This window comes from Pseudarthrobacter sp. As-47, from assembly GCF_058215595.1.
Map to the genome: position 1 here is coordinate 3,393,891 of NZ_CM177088.1, position 19,237 is coordinate 3,413,127.

The 19,237-nt window shown below is 62.3% G+C and carries 15 protein-coding genes; 1 reads left to right on the forward strand and 14 read right to left on the reverse strand.

The window, feature by feature from the left end:
* Window positions 1-75: 75 nt before the first annotated feature.
* Genes AC4BCK_RS15745 through AC4BCK_RS15780 form a run of 8 tightly spaced genes read right to left on the reverse strand, consistent with a single transcriptional unit; the run spans window position 76 to window position 11,071 of the window.
* The gene (locus AC4BCK_RS15745) at window positions 76-2,325 is read right to left on the reverse strand and encodes a glycosyltransferase (protein WP_490566137.1); all 2,250 of its coding nucleotides are present in this window, start codon (window positions 2,323-2,325) and stop codon (window positions 76-78) included.
* Complete coding sequence (locus AC4BCK_RS15750; protein WP_490566138.1) at window positions 2,322-3,092, reverse strand: hypothetical protein; 771 nt, start codon at window positions 3,090-3,092, stop codon at window positions 2,322-2,324. The genes AC4BCK_RS15745 and AC4BCK_RS15750 overlap by 4 nt, the downstream gene beginning before the upstream one ends.
* 38 nt (window positions 3,093-3,130) lie before the next feature.
* Entirely contained in the window at window positions 3,131-4,384 is a 1,254-nt protein-coding gene (gene wecC / locus AC4BCK_RS15755) for a UDP-N-acetyl-D-mannosamine dehydrogenase (RefSeq protein WP_490566139.1), read from the reverse strand.
* Between the two features lie 15 nt (window positions 4,385-4,399).
* Window positions 4,400-6,304: a glycosyltransferase family protein gene (locus AC4BCK_RS15760; protein ID WP_490566140.1), complete on the reverse strand. Its 1,905-nt coding sequence runs from the start codon at window positions 6,302-6,304 to the stop codon at window positions 4,400-4,402.
* 1 nt (window position 6,305) lies between these two features.
* Window positions 6,306-7,196: an ABC transporter ATP-binding protein gene (locus AC4BCK_RS15765; RefSeq protein WP_490566141.1), complete on the reverse strand. Its 891-nt coding sequence runs from the start codon at window positions 7,194-7,196 to the stop codon at window positions 6,306-6,308.
* Entirely contained in the window at window positions 7,183-8,070 is an 888-nt protein-coding gene (locus tag AC4BCK_RS15770; protein ID WP_490566142.1) for an ABC transporter permease, read from the reverse strand. The genes AC4BCK_RS15765 and AC4BCK_RS15770 overlap by 14 nt, the downstream gene beginning before the upstream one ends.
* Window positions 8,070-9,830, reverse strand: coding sequence for a glycosyltransferase family 4 protein (locus AC4BCK_RS15775; RefSeq protein WP_490566143.1), 1,761 nt, complete (start codon window positions 9,828-9,830; stop codon window positions 8,070-8,072). Before AC4BCK_RS15775 ends, AC4BCK_RS15770 begins: the two co-directional genes overlap by 1 nt.
* Complete coding sequence (locus tag AC4BCK_RS15780; protein ID WP_490566144.1) at window positions 9,827-11,071, reverse strand: glycosyltransferase family 4 protein; 1,245 nt, start codon at window positions 11,069-11,071, stop codon at window positions 9,827-9,829. Before AC4BCK_RS15780 ends, AC4BCK_RS15775 begins: the two co-directional genes overlap by 4 nt.
* 1,278 nt (window positions 11,072-12,349) lie before the next feature.
* Here AC4BCK_RS15780 and AC4BCK_RS15785 point away from each other — a divergent pair.
* Window positions 12,350-13,729, forward strand: coding sequence for a hypothetical protein (locus AC4BCK_RS15785; RefSeq protein WP_490566145.1), 1,380 nt, complete (start codon window positions 12,350-12,352; stop codon window positions 13,727-13,729).
* Window positions 13,730-13,810: 81 nt separating this feature from the next.
* Here AC4BCK_RS15785 and AC4BCK_RS15790 read toward each other — a convergent pair whose 3' ends face one another.
* The 6 genes from AC4BCK_RS15790 to paaA are packed head-to-tail and all read right to left on the reverse strand — an operon-like array spanning window position 13,811 to window position 18,679.
* Window positions 13,811-14,620, reverse strand: a complete 810-nt coding sequence (locus AC4BCK_RS15790; RefSeq protein WP_490566146.1) for an enoyl-CoA hydratase/isomerase family protein — start codon at window positions 14,618-14,620, stop codon at window positions 13,811-13,813.
* 30 nt (window positions 14,621-14,650) lie between these two features.
* Window positions 14,651-15,892, reverse strand: a complete 1,242-nt coding sequence (gene paaE, locus AC4BCK_RS15795) for a 1,2-phenylacetyl-CoA epoxidase subunit PaaE (protein WP_490566147.1) — start codon at window positions 15,890-15,892, stop codon at window positions 14,651-14,653.
* A 9-nt stretch (window positions 15,893-15,901) separates the two neighbouring features.
* Window positions 15,902-16,435, reverse strand: coding sequence for a 1,2-phenylacetyl-CoA epoxidase subunit PaaD (gene paaD, locus AC4BCK_RS15800; protein WP_490566924.1), 534 nt, complete (start codon window positions 16,433-16,435; stop codon window positions 15,902-15,904).
* A gap of 8 nt (window positions 16,436-16,443) precedes the next feature.
* Entirely contained in the window at window positions 16,444-17,304 is an 861-nt protein-coding gene (paaC, locus tag AC4BCK_RS15805; RefSeq protein ID WP_490566148.1) for a 1,2-phenylacetyl-CoA epoxidase subunit PaaC, read from the reverse strand.
* Window positions 17,301-17,678 (reverse strand): 1,2-phenylacetyl-CoA epoxidase subunit PaaB, encoded by a 378-nt coding sequence (gene paaB, locus AC4BCK_RS15810; protein WP_104184541.1) that lies wholly within the window; start codon window positions 17,676-17,678, stop codon window positions 17,301-17,303. Before paaB ends, paaC begins: the two co-directional genes overlap by 4 nt.
* A complete protein-coding gene (gene paaA, locus AC4BCK_RS15815; RefSeq protein WP_490566149.1) occupies window positions 17,675-18,679 on the reverse strand; it encodes a 1,2-phenylacetyl-CoA epoxidase subunit PaaA in 1,005 nt (334 codons plus the stop codon). The genes paaB and paaA overlap by 4 nt, the downstream gene beginning before the upstream one ends.
* Window positions 18,680-19,237 lie beyond the last annotated feature (558 nt).

Sequence of the window (19,237 nt, forward strand, 5' to 3'; positions counted from 1 at the left end):
GTCCATCGACCTGGAGGTTTTCAATGGAACTCCAGGTGCGAACGGGGGCTTGGTGTTGTTTGTCCCAACTGTCCATTACAACGCTGTCCCGGCACGCTTGCCCGCTGCACGGGAAATTTCTCCAAGCACCGCCAGTGCCCCTGGTCCATCCCCGACCCGGGAAGTATAGGCGAGGGATTCCCTGCTCAATGCGCTTCCTTCATCGATAAGTCCCCAAATCGGCACGCCAGTGCCTTTATAGTCGGAATACTTCGAAGGGAGAAACGGGTTGATCGCAAGCTCGCCGCCCCTCTCTACGTCGTTGACCAACAACACATCAAACTGACGGCTCAGGTTCAGGAACTCCAGGTACGGCCGGTAGCCCTGTGCTTTGACCACGCCCACGAGACCAAATTCCTGAATCTGGCGGGCAAGGTCATCGGCCTTGTTGGTAAAGACGTGCAGGCGCAGCTTGCGGCGCATGTCGGGGGAGATGTTGGACAGCGCTGTCAGGACTTCGCGAAGTCCGCGGTTTTCGTAGAACGCTCCGAAATAGCCCACGTTTACTACGGATTCGGACAGCGCATAAGTTGTTGGCAGCACCTCGTAGCTTCGCGCCGGGGGCGTGGGGTGGACACGCACAATCGACTTACTTTCGATCATCCGCTTCAGCCGCTTGTCCGCAACGTGGTTCAGCATGTACGCGAGCTGGTTCTCGTTGGTGAAAATCAGTTCATCCGCCAGGACGTACGTCAGGTATTCGCACCAGGTAAAAAGGCTGTCCGTCTCAAGGGTGGCAAAGCCCCTGGCCGTGACTGCCCTGTTGAAAACACCAAACATGTCGTCCCTGACGAGGTCCCCGGCCCGAGGCATTCCGCTCGCATCAGTACTGAGCGGGTCTGAGAATTCCGCGGTCCATTTCACGCCTGAGTGCCGGATCTTGAAGAGGGCGGCGAGGAAGTGCGAGCCGGGCCACAGCACCCGGCTGTACAGCGATTCGTAGCCGCCTTTGAGTGCATCCTGCCTGTCTGCAACCTTTATCCCCTTGCTGATGAATTCAGAAATCTGAGTCCACCCCGCGAAGGACGCCGGTGCCTGGATCTCAGTGGCGGTGTCAATGAAACGGCCGGCTATTGTATCGAGATTTGAGTCCTTCCGGCGGACGGATGACATGTTGTTGTAGATGACATCAACAACCTTGCCCCGCTCGACGATTGCCTTGGATGCGATGACGGCGCTCGTATCTGAGTACGGAGCAAAACAGTAGCTGACCACGAGATCCCGCGCTATACCCTCGTTGATCCTGAACCAGGGAAAATCCTTGAGATTAAAGGACTCGACCTTTTGAACGACCTGTTCGCGGTCGGCCGGGTTTTCGTCCAAGTAGCGCCTGATGAAATTCGCCTGCGAACGCATGAGCCCGGACAGCAGGACGTCGTTAGGCGCGGAGTCCCAGCTCCGCATCGACTCGAGCTCCCGTATGACCTCAAGTCTTTGCTGGACGGCGAAGTCAAAATCGAGCGGCTGCCTTGAGATGGATTCCTCCCGCAGGACACGGAAGTAAGCGGCGGAGGGGTCATTGGACGCAACGACAGCATCAAAGCTGTTGAGCACTGCCAGATTGGCCATAAAGCAGATGTCTTCACCGCTTCGAAGGCTCTCGGAGTAGGTGAGCTCCTTGGCTGCCTTGGTGGGTATCAGTTTGCAAGCGTTGAAACCCAGGATGCTGCTGACAGCGTTCAATTTGAATGTCTTTTTTCCGCGTGCAGATATTTGAATATTCAACGCGTTCAGAGGGTCTTCTTCGCCGAGGCTGGAGACATTGATGATCGGGGCAATGGATACGCAGTCCGGAGCAGCAGCCCCCAGCAGATCAGAAAGAAAAGCTGGGCCCACATAGTCATCGTCGTCCACAAAGGTCAGGTACTCGAACCTCGCAGCGGTTATTCCGAGGTTGCGGGCAGCACCTGCACTCGGCTGGGCCTGGTAGAGAATCCTGAACTGGTGGGCCGGGTTTGAGTCGCGCATGGCAGCCGCAAGGGCGAATGTGCCGTCATCCTCCCCGTTGATAATGATGATGATCTCAAACGACGCCGGGTCGAGCGTCTGGTCTACCAGGGACTGAAGGGAGGGCGCTATTCGGTGCCTCCCCTGAAAACTCGGAATCACGACACTTACGCCGTGTGCAAGGCCGGCATAGCGCGGCGCTGCGGCGGACGAACTGCCCTTTAAGGCGTCCCTGAGCGCCAAGATCTCGGCGTCGCGGGCTGTTCTGTCGAGGAGCATCGTGGAGCCATAGTCCACGTCAAGAGGTGTCTGAGAATCATGCTGGGTGGGGGTGGTCACTTCTCGCCGTCCTTCGCTGGAGTGGCTTTGTTTTGGCGGGGGTTCTTCCGCGCCCAGAGCTGGAGCGTAAGTGCGCCCAGGCGCGAGTTGGACAGTGCTGTATATTTCCGGTCCAGGGCGTCGTAGCGCCGCTTAAGAAGGATCAACTCATTTTCCATCCGGCTGGCGTCTTGGCCCTGAGTCTGCGGGCGCGCCACGACCTCAGGATCCGTATCTACGGGAGACAAACTCTCAAGCACGCTGAGGTGCTTGCGGCGCAGCAAGTCAAGCGCCTGGTCTGTCGTGGAGCAACGGTCCGATCTGTTACCTTGATTCCCCTCCGCCATGGCGGCACCGACTTCCAGTCCTGCCCTGAAGCTCTCGAAATCGAGCTTCCGGCCTGAGCCTCCAGCCGTGAGAACGACCGAATTGGCTGCGTCGCCGCCGATCCGCTGCACTGTAACGTTTTCCGGAAGTCCCAGTTCATTCAGCTTGGCCAAAGTCTCAAGAAGGGGAAGGTCCAGGCTCCAGACGATGTGTGAGGCCGGGTTCAAGTCGCCGGCCTCTAGGAGTTCCAGCGTCAGGCTGAACCCCTCCGCAGTCGCGACGAAATGCCGAATTTCAACGAAGGACATGGAGCGGAAGTCCTCAATGCTCCGGGCGATCAGGGCTTCCGAAGGAGCGGAGCGAAGCTCTGCCGTCGACGCCGTCGGCCCGGAAATGACCAGCGCCGGCCCCGGCAGAGGCCCTTCCTCCGTTAGGCCTGCAACCGCATCCAGCCCGATCATTCTGTCAATGCCGGGAGTGACGTCTTCAATAGTAAAAGTCATACGAGGATCGCCCCGCGGGTGTCAATGACGGTCTTGCCGGCCAAAGAGTCCGAAGACACAGCTTTAACCTCATCGTGGTCCACGAGAACCACCACCACGTCGGAACGCTTGATGGACTCTTCGATGGGAAGCAGGTCAACGTTACTGTGGCCTGCCAGCTGTTTAGGCAGGTGTTCAATGTGAGGCTCTGCAATGTTGATCTTCCTGTCCCCCATGGCCTGAGCCAGGTGAACGGCGATTTCAATTGCGGGTGACTCACGCAGATCGTCGATGTTGGCCTTGAAGGCAAGGCCAAGTACAGCCACCTCTGCAGTCGCAGGCAGGTCTTCCAGCGCGGAAACGATCTGCTGGAACACCCACTCGGGCTTGGCGTCGTTAACTTCGCGGGCAGTCCGGATCAGCCGGGACTCCTCAGGCGCGGCGGCGACAATGAACCAAGGGTCAACAGCTATGCAGTGGCCGCCAACGCCGGGACCAGGCTGAAGGATGTTTACCCGGGGATGGTGGTTTGCCAGGCGGATCAGTTCCCACACGTCAATGCCGACCTTTTCGCTGATGACGGAAAGTTCGTTTGCAAAGGCGATGTTGACGTCGCGGTACGAGTTTTCGACGAGTTTGGCCATTTCGGCGGTGACATCATCAGTAACCAGAATTTCACCCTGGCAGAAGACGGAGTAGAGGTCCTTGGCCAGCGTGGCGGCTTCCGCCGTTATTCCGCCTACGATCCGGTCGTTTGTTACCAGTTCGATCATGACGCGGCCCGGCAGTACGCGTTCCGGGCAGTGGGCAAAGTGAATGACAGGTGCGCCGTCTGCGCCGTCAAGGGACAGATCAGGGCGGAGTGCAAGGATGACGTCGGCCATGTGCCGTGTAGCGCGGGGCGGGGACGTCGACTCAAGGATCACCAGTTCGCCGCCCTGCAGGGTCGGTGCGATGCCGCGAGCCGCCGCCTCAATGTAACTGAGGTCTGCTGATCGGTCAGCGCGGAAAGGGGTGGGAACGGCAACGATGTACGCCTGCGCCGCGGGCGTGTCTGTGGTGGCTTTCAAGTGACCCTGGCTTACGGCGCCGGCAACATGAACGGCGAGGTCCGGCTCCACAAACGGGACTTCGCCGCGGTTTACGGCATTCACCGTCTCTTGGTTTACGTCGACGCCAACGACGCTGAGTCCGTTCGTGGCCAGAATGGCGGCGGTAGGCAGCCCTATGTAGCCCAGGCCGATGACTGCAACAGTCTCAATAGTGGTCAATGTGTTTCCCCTTAGTTATACGGTGATGTGTTCTTTGGGGTCCCCAAAGAACTTGATTTCGCCTGAAGCAGCCAGCTCTTCATCTCCGACGTCCCAGGTGTGGCCCAGGGCGCTTCGCATTTGGCAGAAGTTGAATCTGTCTGCTGAATAGATGGAACCGCCAGCGGTCGTCACAGCCTTTAGAAATGCCGTATCTTCTCCACGGTTCAGCGGCTCGAAAGGATGGGCCTGGAAGACTTTCCGCCCGGCCGTAATGGTCGGTCCCATCACGATCCGGGTGAAGGTGTGCTCCATCTGCGGCATGCGCAAGACGGTGGCCCTGTTGGAAGCGAAGTGCATGTGATGGGCAAGTTTTCCGACAACCTCAGCGTTGGAAAATTCGAGGGCGTAAAGCAGGTCCACGAGGTAGTTGGGCCCGTAGTAGTCGTCGTCGTCCATCTTTGTCAGGACGTCTCCTGTGGCGCTGCTGACACACAGGTTCAGGCACTCTCCCAGCGTCATCTCGCGCGGTGCAGACAAGACCTGGTAGCGCTGGACACCGTACTGCTCTGCCAAGGCCCGCAACCGGGCGCCGTCGGCTTCAAAGCCGTGGGTGAGCAGCACAAGTTCGAGGTCTACTGACGCCTGGCTACCTACGGTCGCAAAGACATGCTCCAGCTGGTGAGGCCGAATGGTGGACACCATGGCGCTGACTGAGGGCAGGGCCACCGGCTGGACACGCTGAGGTAGCACCGAGGCGACGACTGCCTCCGCCCGATGGGCATATGTGTTCTCGGCCCAAATACGCCGCTGCCCTTTGTGAACAACCCGGTCGTTAAGTTCAGGGCTCCGGGAAAGCATCCGTATCTGGTGTTCGCCCTGTTGCTGGGTTTCGGCCACAAGCACTTCATCTGGCTTGAAAAAGCGTCCAATGGCGGCGCTGGGAGCCGACACCACAGGGGTTCCGGATGCCGTGATTTCAAAAATTCTGCGGGCACACATGCTGGGCGAGTCCACCACTGAATTAACGTTGAGGAACACTTTGTAGCCCCGGTAGGCCGTGAGCATCCTCGGGTAATCCAGAGTCCCGACCACGTGCTCGCTGAAGGGGACTGGGAACTGGTAGTTGGGGTCTCCCCCGAACTGGCGTGAGAAGATCTCCAGCTCCGGACCGGAGTGGCTGCCGGCGTTCCGTGCCGCTGCCAGCAGCATGTCCATCTGTTGGCGCCGCTCCGGATACTTGTGGGCAAAGTACATTCCAGCGAATGCAACTCCGCGTGAATGCCGATCTTGGCCGGCCCGGATGGGATTGTGGATGGCCGGCTGGGCCGCAAACGGCAGAGCGTCCACCCGATGGTGCCCGAGGTCGGCGAAGTACGCCGGAATCCGGTCAGAATCGCTGGTAAACACCACGTCGAAGCGCTGCGCCGCAGGTAGGAAGTCATCGTAATGCGGGGGGTCTTCTTTGTTCCAGAAGACGGTGGGAACGGAGTTTTCGCGGCACCAGTCCATCAGAGCAAGAAACTCCGGCTTAGGACCAGACGAACCCGTCAACTGGTACTGCCAGGACCCTCCGTTCCCGTTCCATGCCGACTCCACAAACAGGAAATCGATGTGGGTCCCAGTCAGTTGTTGGAGCCACTCATCCCTGCGAAGGACCAGGAGGTTCCATTCGAAGGCAAAGGCGGAGGCTGAAAAGTCATCCAGGATGACGCCGACACGGAGATCACTGCGACGTGGGGCCCGATCGGGAATCCTGTGCGGGGCAAACGACAGCGGTTGCTCTTGCGTCCGCCGCGCCCTGATCCGGTCGGGTCGCTGGGCGGATCGGCCATTGCCCCGGTTTTCGATTTCCCGGCGCCGCAGCCACTCCTTAAATTGCCCGGGGCCACCCTGGCGAAAGTGCCAAAGGGCTGTCCGAACTTCCAGCAGCGTTGTCATCTCACCGTCCTTCCATTCGGCGGCCGCTGGTTCGTTCCAGCACTTGCGTGGCTATGAGATTCGCTCTGGCTTCGGTTTTGATTCGCTCAGCACTGATGTTGTTTCCCTTGGAAAGGTGAGACGAAAACTCCTGATAGAGCTGCGTGGTATCTGCAGGCGTCCCATCCATAATCAGTTCACCCTTGTCCAGCCAGATCACCCTTGTACACATGTCACGAATAGTGTCCAGGCTGTGACTGACGATGAACACGCAGCCAGCCTGAGCCCTGAGCTCATCCATCCGCGTCTTGCTGCGGTTGCTGAACTGGGCATCCCCGGTGTTCAGCGCCTCATCCACCAACAGGATTTCCGGGTTTACCGCGGCCGCAATCGCGAAGCGAAGCCTGGAGGCCATGCCCGAGGAATACGACTTCATGGGCAAGTAAATTGCGGAATCCAGGCCCGAAAGCTCAACGATGCTGTCGAACTGCGCGTCAATCTGCGCCATGTCCATACCCATGGCGAGGCAGCCGAGCACGACGTTCTGATCTCCAGACAGCTCGGGTACAAGCGCGGCATTGACGCCCAGCATGATCGGCGTGCTTGACGCGAACACGGCACCCTTCGTGGGTGCCACCTGCCCGCTGACGAGCTTCATCATGGTGCTCTTACCGGATCCGTTGCGTCCGATGATGCCAATTGATTCGCCGCGTTCGGCCACTAACGAGATTTCCTTAAGTGCTTGGACAGTCACAAGATTGCTTCTTCGCAAGAGCTTTCGAAGGACGCCCCTGACACCGCGGGCGGACCCGGTCCTGTCATCCGTTGATTCAACCCGATACGTCATTTCCACCTTGTCGATCACGACGCACGGTGGACCGTCAAGGAACTGGGCCTCATCAATCGCGACCATAGGTTTCCTCTCCCTTCCAGAAGAAGACAAGGCCGATCATAAGGGCTGCCAGGGCCACGCACGACAGGCTAGCCCACGAGGCCCATGAAGGCACGGTGTCATAAAGAACGCAGTTCCGCACGATGTCAATGACGTTGAACAGCGGGTTCAGCCGCATCACCTCGAGCAGTGTTTGGTCGGTGATGAAGCGATCGTAAGAATAGAAGACCGCGGAGGCATACAACCAGGCCCGGAGGATAAACGGCAGCAGATGCGTGACATCGTGGATCTTGGCTATGACTCGAGCCAGGATCATCCCGATGCCCAGATTGAAAACCCCCTGGAGGAGCACTGCGGGGAAAACCAGCAACCACAACCATGAGATCGTTTCCGCCGGCGGAAAAACGACGATAATCAGCAACATGCCGAGGATCAAAGGAACTGCGGACAGCAGTTCCCGGATGTTCGCGCCCAGGGGCAGTGCGGCACGGGGAAAATTGAAAGCTTGAACGACCGATTTCCCGCTACGGATGGAGCGGGCACCAGCGGTGATGGCTCCCGAGCTGAGCTGGAACAGGAATACGCCCACCACCAGGTAGCCAATGAAGTTATCGATGCCGTGGCTGGTCTGCAGCAGTACCCCGAAAATAAGGTAGTAGGTCAGCCCGTTGAATATCGGGTTTAGCAGCAGCCAGGCGCTCCCGAGCCTGTCGCGCCTGGTCCCACTCTGTACCCTCGCCCGGGCGTCGTAAAAGATGAACTGCCGAAAGTCCCAAAGCTGGACCAGGTAGTCCAGGAAGCCCGGGCGTGAGCCGACACGGGAGAGCCTCCGCATATCCACTGACAGCGGCTGAACGGCCGCGGGGGCCGGTAACCTAGCCTTTTTTGCGGACATTAGCAGGCTCTCCTTGAATTGTTTGCCGCCAAAGCGCTGTATGCCTGCACATTGGCGTCAGCATTCGCTGCCCATGTGCGGGTAGCCAGCACACGTTTCCGCCCGGTTGTTCCCATGGCCCGTCGCAGGGATGGTTGGGCAAGCAGTGAGGCTAAGGCGTCTGCCAACGCGGAGGGGTTCTCCGGCGGGACCAGCAGCCCAGTCCGGCCGTCCTCGATAATTTCTGCCAGCGCTGGAAGCGCGCTGGCCACTACTGGACGTGCGCTCGCCAAAGCTTCAACCGGCTTCAAAGGCGTCACGGCGCGGGTGACCTCAAGATTCTTGCGCGGTACGACGAATACATCCAAGGCCTCGTGGTACACCTTGGCTCGATCTCGGGGAACTAACCCGGTGAAGGTAATTCGGTCACCGAAACCGCTCCTCCGCGCCTGCTCCTGCAATAACGGCAGTGCCACTCCGGCGCCAACAATGAGCAGCCGTAACTGGGGATTGGCAGGGGCAAGGAGCGCGAAGGCGGCGACCAGGTCGTCGAGCCCTTCATACGAAACCAGGCTGCTGACCGTACCAATGATCTGTGCATCCTGCTCGAGCCCGAGTTGACTTCGGGCCTGGCTCATCTCCCTGGGTTCCGCCAGGTAGTCGCCGCCGACAGCATTAGCGGCAACAACTATTTTCTCTTCCGGCACACCGGCGGCGGCGATGTTCTCCCTCATGGCCTCGCCCAGGGTGACGACGAGGTCCGCTGCCCGCATGATCTCGGACTCTCGGCTTTTGAAGAGTCCGTAGCGTTCGCTCTCCCTCGCCTCAGGACCGCGCGTTGAGGCCCACGTGTCGGCCAGTTGCCCCCGGACTTCGTAGACCCACGGAATCCCTAGGGACTCTGCAACCGCTCGGGCCACCAGCCCGTTGACGTAGTGCGTGGTTGTGTGAATCACGCTGGGGCGGAACTCCTGCGCCAGCCGCAGGGTTTCCTCGGCCTGCTGTTGGAGGCGCCCGCATGCGGTGGCACTTAGGCGGGCAGGCAGCAGCCGCCGGTAACGGACTCCGTCCACCATGTCTTCCCCGTCGGCGCCGAGCTTTCCCACCAGGACGGGATAACCGAGGCGCGTCACTGCGAGCGTTTCCCACCCCGCTTCCTGCTGGGCCATCAGAATCGAATGAGACCGCTGGGCGTAGCCGCTTTGGGTGTGAGGCAGGGAATTGGTGAGCAGGTGCAGAACGCGCTCGGGTACTGGTTCCATCCACACCTGCGGGAGGGCAGGGGCCCAATCGCGCAGCAACGCTTCCTCCGACATCAGCCGTGCCTGCTGCCTGCCCGGTGTGGTCCCGGACGCGCCTGCTTCCAACGCGGCGATGGCGGCGCTAACTGCTCCGACATACCAGTGCCGACGGGCGAGAGCAGCCTCGTAGCCCCTGGCGCCTACGGATGCAGCAAGGAACTGATCCGCGATAGCGGAATTGTTGGCTGCCAGCGCTATCTCGGCAAGCCTGACCGCCTTGCCCGGCGGCACAGTCCGGGTCAGCGCAAGCTGCAGACGTCTTGTCAGTCCATCCTGATCACCCCTGAGCAATTCGGCCACCATGAGTGGGATGGCTGTCGAGCCCGTCGGTGCAACCCTGAGGAACAGGCGCGCGACCGATGTGACGTACTTGGCAGGAAGCCTGCGGGAAGACTGAAGAAACAGCTGAAACGGGTCCTCCACCAGATTTGAGGACACAATTCGGCAGGTCAGGCCCAAATTCCGGAGTACGGATCTCATGCTGCCGGACTCTTCCGCGAAACCAGGTCCCTGATGAGATCCATGTAGCGGCGCGAAAGAACACCGTAGTCCGCGTGGTTCTGCACCCAGATACGGCTCGCTCCGCTCCGGACCAATCGTGTCCGGTCCTCTGCCAGACCACGCCAAAGATCCGCCAGGGCCCAAGGATCATTGGGGACGATGTCTCCGGCATCCGCCTCAGTTACAACCCGTGCCGCCTCGCCCCGGACCACGGCGGTTGTGTGCCGTCCAAGGGCCAGGACCTCGTAGGTTTTGGAAGGGATGGTGGTCTCGAAAGACTTCCAGTCATCTCTGAGGGACACGATGCAGGTGTCAGCGGAGGCATAGCGGTCTAGTACGTCCTGCCCGTGCAGGGACGGATGGAAGGTGACTGGCGCACTTAGCTCGCGAGCGAGTTTTTGCAGAATCGGCTTTCTGGAACCGGAGCCCACCATATGGAGATGCATGCGGTTGCCGACCATAGCGCTGGCACGTATCGACGTTTCCAAATTCTGGCTCTCCCCGTGGTTTCCCAGATACAGAACTTCAAGAGTCGTACGCTCCAGCGGCGGTGCAGGGAGCGCCGGAAGGGAGCTCACATGCAGGCCGTTGGAAATAGTCGCCACGTTCACTATTCCCCTGCGACGCAGCACATCAGCGAAGCCGTCCGTTACGGTGACCACAAGGTTGGCACGGCGTTGCACGAAGTCAGCGAAAATCTCGAATCCACTCTTAACGCTGCCCTGTACCAGCCGCGCATCGCGGGCCAGGTCGGGCCAGGCATCGCGCATTTCCAGTACAAGCGGCAGCCTGCGGAGCCGGGCTACCACATAGCCTGCCGCCATCATAGGCAGACTCGGTACGGTGACGATCACGGCGTCGGCCGGGCGGGCAAAGATGGCTGCAGGTATCGTCCAGACTGCGGAGAAGCACTGGTCCACGAGCCGCCAGAAGTGCCGCCTCCCGTGCGGCAGGAACGGCACCCGACGGATTCTTTCCCCGTGGGGCCCGCTCTGGGAACGGAACGCCTTCCCTCCGGTGCCGGCAAAGTCCTTACCGCTGCCCGCAGGCGCGTGGGCAACGGGAGTCACGACGTCGATTTCCCAATCCTGCTTTCGGAACTCCCCCACCAGTGCACTCCACCGACGCTGCGGCGGGCTGCTCTCCGGCCAATACGAATGCGTCAGGAGTATGAGCCTTAATTTTTGGCGCAACTCGTCAGGACGTTCTTCAGTGTTCACGTCGGACCGCGGTTACTTGACAAACCTGGACGGAGTGCGCATGCCCTTGGAACCAAGAACCTTAAAATACACGATGCCGGCGCCGATGAGCAACGCCACCGTCAGTAACTGAACCGCAAGTGGACTTCCGGTGGCTGCCGAGACGGCCTGTTCCACTGCGCTGGTGCCCGCTTGCCGCCCCCGGGTGTCCGCCAATGATGAAGGTGAGGAGGACGCCTCCGGAAGAACCACTGCCGCGGAAGTTTCCGCCACGCTGGTGGCAAGGGTGGGCTCGGAAACAGGATCAGATGGCTCCAGGGCAGGTGCTGAGGAGGCGGGCACATCGGGTCCCGGGGCAAACGCTGCAGGGGGGGCAGGCGGTACCACCGGGAGGACGCCTGCAGGGCCAGGGCCGGCTGGCGGGAGGACCGGTTCCGCGGGTGCCTCGTGAGATGGGGCCGGGGGTGCAGCCACTTCCTCCACAGGGGGTGAAACAGGTTCCGGAAGCGGAGCTACAGGGTCCAGCGTAGGAAGGACCGGTTCAGGTGCGGGCCAGATGCTTGGAGGGGCAGTCATAGCCGGCTCAGAAGACGGGGAAGCATCATCGGCCGAAGCTGAATGAATGGGGCCCAGCAGTGAGACCAGGGCCAGAAGACCGCAGACTGTTCCACTGGAAAGCGAGCGGGACAATGCTCGTATGTTCAAAATGTTCGTGCCCCCCAGGCTCGTTAATCCCCGGCTGATAAGTGGTAGCTGCCTAACATCAGGATGGCGTGAATCCGGGCACGCCGAGTCAAGTCAAAGTCTCGTCCCCAGCATACTCGACGCTGAGGCTCCTCCCGTCTAAAGGGGTTCGCCAGCAGCAACTTCGGCGCCCGCCTCGGCACGCGGATCGGGTGAGCTGGCAGTTGCGGGGCAAGGGTGCATCTCAGCTTCGCTAAGCTGATTCCACGCCCACCTCTGACTTTGGAGAGACCACGCATGCCCAGCCCTAATCTCGAGCTCCCTAACATCCCGCGAGACAATTGGACGGCGGCGAAAACCGAACGGAAACAGAGGAACGCCGCGCTACCGCCACGCGCAACACTGGCGGTGTTGTTCACCCTTGTGTTGGTTCTTGGGGGCTGCACCACCGCTGGTACCCCTTCCACCCCGGACTCCGCCACGGCGGAGCCCTCCCTTGAGCCATCTGCCACGGCCAGCCGGTCACTTCCTCCTGCGCCCCCTGTCACCCATTATCACCAATCCGGCCCGCCTGCAGGTTCGCCCCTGCAGCCGGTGGAACCCCTGACGATACGTGTGAGTGACCGGGAGACCGGCACCTCTCTCCCCCAGGGCATGGCGGGCATCTCCCTTGAGGCGACGGATTTGGCGGACCCGCTGCTCAGCAGCGACAACCCGTCCATTGTGGAAATTCTCCGGGAAGTGGACGGACCTGTGCTGCGTTTCGGCGGAAATGCCGTAGACCGCCGCTTCTTCTGGACCTCGACCGGCGAACCGGTGCCCAGTTCATATAAGGGCGACAAGGCGCACCCCGTTCGGGCGGTAGGTCCTGCCGACCTGGCTCGCGTGAAGACGCTACTGGAAGCTGCCGACGCACAAGTTGCCCTTACGGCGGACTTGGGCCATTATGATCCCGATCGAGCTGCGGACATGGTAAAAAATGCACACGCAATACTGGGTGACCGCCTGCTCAGCGTTACCATCGGCAACGAGCCCAACGGATTCGGAACGAGTGGCCTCCGCCCCGCGGGCTATTCACCGCAGGATTATGTCCGCGAGCTCAAGGACTATGCGCAGGCCATCTACGCCGTCGCCCCGGATGTCCCAATCGCTGGCCCTGGCGCCTATAGCGAGGCTTGGTGGCGGCCCTTCATTGATGCTGACATTCCACAAAGGAAAATCTTCACCTTCCACAACTATCCGCTCCATAGCTGCGACGGCACCGTTGACCCCAAGGCGTCCCCGACGTTGGCCAATCTGATGTCACCACTGATGCACCAGCGTGGCGAGGATTACCAAAAGGCAGCTCTCAAGGCAGCCCAGGCGGCAGGGCTCGAGACGTGGCTTCCGGAAACCGGAATCTCTGCTTGCGCGGGATCGAACGAAACCACCCGCACCCACGCCTCGGCACTGTGGACCGCGGATTATGTCCTCAATGCGGCCAAGCTTGGAATCACACGGATCGGCTTCCACAGTTCGCTTCTGACCTGCACCGGAGGACCACCCATGTCCGTGCTCTGCAGTGGCGGCGCTTACTTGAAGCCAAACGGACAGTTTGCGACCCGGGCCAACTTCTTCGGACTCGCCATGGTGACCGACCTTGAAGGTGGAAAGTTTGTCGACCTGCAGAGCTCTGGGGGAGGCCTGTCTTACAGTTACGCTCTCAGCAATGCTGATGGCAGCACAACGGTGGTCATTGTCAACCAGAACGACCCCCAGGTGGCTGCACAGACAGATGTGAAGCTCTCGTTGCCAGGACAGCCGCTGACCGGAACGATGTCGCAACTTACTGGTCCCAGCTATGACGCAGAAGATCAAACCGTCATTGACGGAAGCGCTTCAGGCCCGGCTCCAGCAGCCAAGCGTCCGACGATGCCCGGCTTCGAATACGGTTCGCAGGAACAGTCCATCAAGCTCACCGCGGGCACGGTGACAGTCCTGAACTTCACCTACTGATTCGTGGAGATGATGTAGGGCCTGGCACACCCGCTGGGCCCTATGTGCTCCTATGGAGCATTTGTTCCGCGCCGCTGAACCTTACAAATCAGCAACGGCGGATGGCAATTTCCCGCCGGTAAACCGCGGCTCACGCTTTTCCTGGAAAGCCCGGAAACCCTCGGCATAATCGTCCGTGGTGCACAGGCGGGCCTGCTCGGCGTTCTCCTCCTGCATGGCCTCCCACAGGCCCAGGCGCTGGTCCCGGATGTGCGCCACCAGCTCCTTGCTCGCCACAAACGCACCGGTCGCCCCGGAAGCAACCCGGTTCACAATCCCCCGCGTCGCCTCCAGTAGCTGGTCCGCCGGCATGGCACGACTGAACATCCCCTGGGCCACGGCCTCGGCCCCGGAGATCAGGTCCGCGGTGTAGATCAGGTCCAGCGTCCGGTGCATGCCCAGCCGCTCCGTGAAGTACCAGTGCCCGCCCGAGTCCAGCGTGGCCCCCAGCTTGGCGAAGGGCGAGCCGAACTTGGCGTTCTCTGCCACGTACACCACGTCCGTGGCCAGCAGCAGCCCCAGCCCCACGCCCAGGCAGGCCCCGTGAGCCGCCGCAAACGTCGGTGCCGGGAACGCGGCCATCTTCTTGAGCAGCGGCTCCACCAGCCCGCCCAGGTACGCGGCGGCGTCGTCGCTCTCCGGCGTCACGTTCTGGATGTCCCGGCCCGCGCAGAAGGCGCGGCCTTCTCCCCTGAGCAGCAGCGCCCGCACCTCACCGCGGGAGGCGGCGGCGGCAGCGTCGTCGTACGCCTGGGTTAAATCCGCCAGCGCCTGCTCGTTCAGGGAGTTCAGCTTGTGCGGTGCATCCAGCACCACCTCGGCAACGGCGTTGTTGATGGACAGGGAAATCATGCGGCTCCTTCGATAAGACCGGGCAAAGACTTAGACGTCGAAGTCGACCGTGACTTCCTTGCTGGTGGGGTGGCTCTGGCACGTCAGCACGTACCCCTTGTCCAGCTCATCCTGCTCCAGCGCGTAGTTTTCGTCCATGGTCACGCTGCCGGTGACCACCTTGGCCCGGCACGTGCCGCACACTCCCCCGGCGCACGCGAACGGCACATCCGGGCGGACCCGCAGCGCGGCGTTGAGGATGGACTCGCGGGCGTGGGTGGGGCTGGCCACCTCGCCCTGCAGCCCGTCCAGCTTGAACGTGATCTTGTACGTCTCCTTGGACTCGTCCACCAGCACCGGACGGCCGGCGTTGCCCTCCGGCTTGTCCGGCTTGCCGGAGGTAAACAGCTCGAACCGGACGTTCTCCGGCTTCACGCCGCGCTCGGCCAGGGTGTCCCGGCACAGCTGCACCAGCTCGAACGGCCCGCACAGGAACCACTCGTCCACATCGTCCGCGTGGATGGCGGTGCCCAGCAGCTGCTGGAGCTTCTCCGCATCGATCCGGCCGGAGAGCAACGGCGCGATCCGCTGCTCGCGGGACAACACATGGTGGATGGCCAGCCGCTGCGGGTACTTGTCCTTCAGGTCCGCGAGCTCCTCCAGGAACATCACGTCCATGGCGGCCTTGTTGGCGTAGATGAGGTCGAACCGGCACTCCGGGTTGGCGGCCAGCAGCGTCCGGGCGATCGCGATCACCGGGGTAATGCCGGAGCCGGCGGCGATGGCCACAAAGCTCGCCTCCCCGTTGGAGGCCACGTCCCCCGCCAGCGCCTCGGGATCATTCATGGAGTTCATGCGGTTCTGCTCCACGGCCTGGCCGTCGCGGCCGTGCCGGGACACGAACGCGCCCATGGGGCTCATGACGTCCAGGGTGTCCCAGGCCTTCAGCTCGGCGTTGGCCCAGGTGGAGAACAGCCCGCCCAGGTCCTTCTTGATGGCCACGCGGATCTCGCTGGTGCCGTCCTCGAAGCTGCGCGGCTCCGCGCAGATGGAGTAGCTGCGGCGGATTTCCTTGGGTTCGCCGGCCTCGTCCGGCAGGGTGGTGCGCAGCGCCACGTACTGGCCGGGCAGGTAGTCGAACTGGCCGGCGAGCTCCGCGGGCACATGGAAGGACACCTCGATGGCGTCCTCGGTGAGCCGGCGCACCTCCTTCACGGCGAGGGTGTGGAAGGACGGACGACGGCGGCCGGTGGCCTGCGCCTCCTCGGCGGCGGTCTGGCGGACAACAGGCATGGGGCTTCCTTACAGGACTTTGAAGTAGTCGAACGGTTCCTTGCAGTCCTGGCAGACGTACAGCGCCTTGCAGGAGGTGGAGCCGAAGCGGGTGAGTTCCTTGGTGTTGAGGCTGGCGCACTGCGGGCACTTCACGGCCATGGTGAGGCGGATGGGGCCGGCGTGCCGTGCTGCGTGGCTCTTGCCCGTGGGCGGGGCGATTCCGTACTCCTGCAGCTTCTGCTTGCCGGCGTCCGTCATCCAGTCCGTGGACCAGGCCGGGGCGAGCACCAGGTCCACCTCGACGTCCGTGTAGCCCTCTTTTTCGAAGGCAGTTTTGAGGTCGTCGCGGATGGCGTCCATGGCCGGGCAGCCCGAGTACGTGGGGGTGATGGTGATTTTGACGTGGTCAGTCCCGTGTTCCTTCGTCACTGCGACGTCCCGCAGGATGCCCAGGTCCTCGATGCTCAGCACCGGGATCTCCGGGTCCACCACGGTGGCAGCGATGTCCCAGGCCTTCTGCCGCGGCGTCTGCGTCCGGGATTCAAAGTCCGAGATGAACATGGCCGCCGTCACCAGCTCGCTCCGGGATGCTCGCGGGCCAGCACCTGCATCTCGGCCAGGATGTAGCCCAGGTGCTCGGAGTGCTTCCCCTGCCGGCCGCCGCCGGGTGCCGCGGGAACGTCCGGCACCTCCAGCGCGGCCTCATCCAGGACCTGGCCGGTGAGCCGGTCAAAGTCCTCCCTCAGCGAGGAAGGCGCGACGGCGATGCCCGCCTCAGCGAGCCGGCCCGTCAGGGCGTCGTCCCGGAAGAGTTCCTCCACGTAGGGCCACATGATGCGGAACCCGTGGATCATCCGCTTGCGGGATTCCTCGGTGCCGCCGGCCAGGCGCAGGACCCACTGGGCGGCGTGGTCGCGGTGGTAGTCCACTTCCTTGACGGCCTTGGCGGCGATGGCAGCCAGGGTGGCGTCCTTCGATTCGGTGAGCTTGCTGTAGAGCAGGAACTGGTAGTAGCTCACCACGAACTGGCGGGCGATGGTGGCCGCGAAGTCCCCGTTGGGCTGCTCGAACAGCTGCACGCTGCGGAACTCATGCTCGCGGCGGAAATAGGCGAGATCGTCCTCAGACTTGGCCGAACCGTCGTCGTTCACCATGGCGCCGCCGGCGTAGCTGAGGAAGGAGCGGGCGTGGCCCAGCTGGTCCAGGGCGATGTTGCCCAGGGCGATGTCCTCCTCCAGCTCGGGGGCGCGGGAGATCCAGTGGCCCAGGCGCTGGGCCAGGATCAGGGCGTCGTCCCCCAGGCGCAGCGCGTACTCGGCGGTGTCCTCGCTCGGCTTCGCGAGGCCGGTGCGGACCTCCAGTGCGATGTCCTCCGGGCGGAGGGCGTTGCCGGGGGTGATGCGGGTGGCGCTGGCGTTGGCTTCGCTCACAGGTGCTTCACTCCCTCGCTCTTGGTGTAGTACGTGGCGTGGCGGTAGTCCTTGCCCTGGGGGGACTCGAAGAACGCGCCCTTGGAATCGGGATCGCTGGCGGCGATGGCGTCCGCGGGGACAACCCAGATGGACACGCCCTCGTTGCGGCGGGTATAGAGGTCCCGGGCGTTGCGCAGGGCCATGGCGGCATCCGGTGCGTGCAGGGAGCCGGCGTGGACGTGGCTCAGGCCGCGGCTGGACCGGACGAAGACCTCCCAGAGGCCCCAGGCGTGGTCCGTGTGTTCCTGCGGCTTTGGGGATGCCTTGGGGGCTTCGCGGTTGATCTCGGTGGCGGAGCTGGCGGGTGCTTCCGGGTTCCCGTGGGGGCTCATGCTGCGTATTCCTTCGTCGTCATTGACTGTTTCTGTGCATAGGCTGCCGCTGCCTCGCGGACCCAGGCGCCGTCGTCGTGCGCCTGCCTCCGGCGCTCAAGGCGCTGGGAGTTGCAGGGGCCGCGGCCGGCCAGGACCTCGTGGAACTCGTCCCAGTCCAGCGGGCCGTGCTCCCACTTCTTGGAGTCCTCGTTGAAGCGGATCTGGTCATCCGGGAGGGTGAGGCCCAGGACCTTGACCTGCTCCACCATCATGCCCACGAAGCGGCTGCGGAGCTCATCGTTGCTGAAGCGCTTGATGTTCCAGGCCATGGACTGCTTGGAGTTGGGGGAATCGTCATCCGGCGGGCCGAACATCATCAGGGCCGGGGCGTACCAGCGGTTCACGGCGTCCTGGGCCATCTGCTTCTGCTCGGGGGTGCCGTTGGAGAGTTCCAGGAGGATCTCGAAGCCCTGGCGCTGGTGGAAGGACTCCTCCTTGCAGATGCGGACCATGGCCCGGCCGTAGGGGCCGTAGGAGGCGCGGCACAGCGGGACCTGGTTGCAGATGGCGGCGCCGTCCACCAGCCAGCCGATGGCACCCATGTCCGCCCAGGTGAGCGCGGGGTAGTTAAAGATGGACGAGTAGCGGGCCTTGCCGGCGATCAGCGCGTCCGTCATCTCGTCCCGGTTCTGGCCCAGGGTCTCGGCGGCGGAGTAGAGGTACAGCCCGTGGCCGGCCTCGTCCTGGACCTTGGCCATCAGGATGGCCTTGCGCTTCAGGCTGGGGGCCCTTGAGATCCAGTTGGCCTCGGGCTGCATGCCGATGATTTCGGAGTGGGCGTGCTGGGAGATCTGGCGCAGGAGGGTCTTGCGGTAGGCCGCCGGCATCCAGTCCTTGGGTTCGATGCGGGAGTCCTCGGCGATGACGCGGTCAAAGTTGGCCTGGCCGTCTGCTTCCGCCGTTTCGCTGGTTCCAGCGTTTAGCTCCGCCGGCACTGACTGCAAGTTCTGGGCTGCCATGGTTGCTCCTATGCAAAGACCGTCTGGGACGTGCGGAATTATTTACCGACCGTTCGTTCAGGATATGCGGAAGCGCGCAGGCCCGTCAAGCGTTCGCCCGCACCTCCCTACTGGCCCCGGCTCCCTGTCCCGGCCTCCCCCTGCGACCCTCTCTCACTTGATGCGCCCTTTCCCCGGACGCTCTATCACTTGATGCGCCCTTTCCCCCGACGCTCTATCACTTGATGCGGGATTTTCCAGGACGCTCTATCACCTGCCTGCGGGTGGTGTGGGCCGCCGTCGTACGGGGACGCGTGCACCAGACAGTGGTCACAGCGCAGCGCTGGAGACGGGGAGGCAAAGGGATCCGGCAGGGGCCCCGCGGATCCAGCCCAGCTGCGGCAGCGGTTTGCACCCGGACACGAAAACGCCCCGATGTTATTGGGGGATACATCGGGGCGCCGAGAAAGAGACTAGCTCCACTACAAGGCCAAATCAAGTGCACAATCCCGGACCGGCCGTGCCACCGCGCTTCCGCCCGGGCTGCAGGGGAACGTTGCTAAGGCAAAGCCCAAGCCG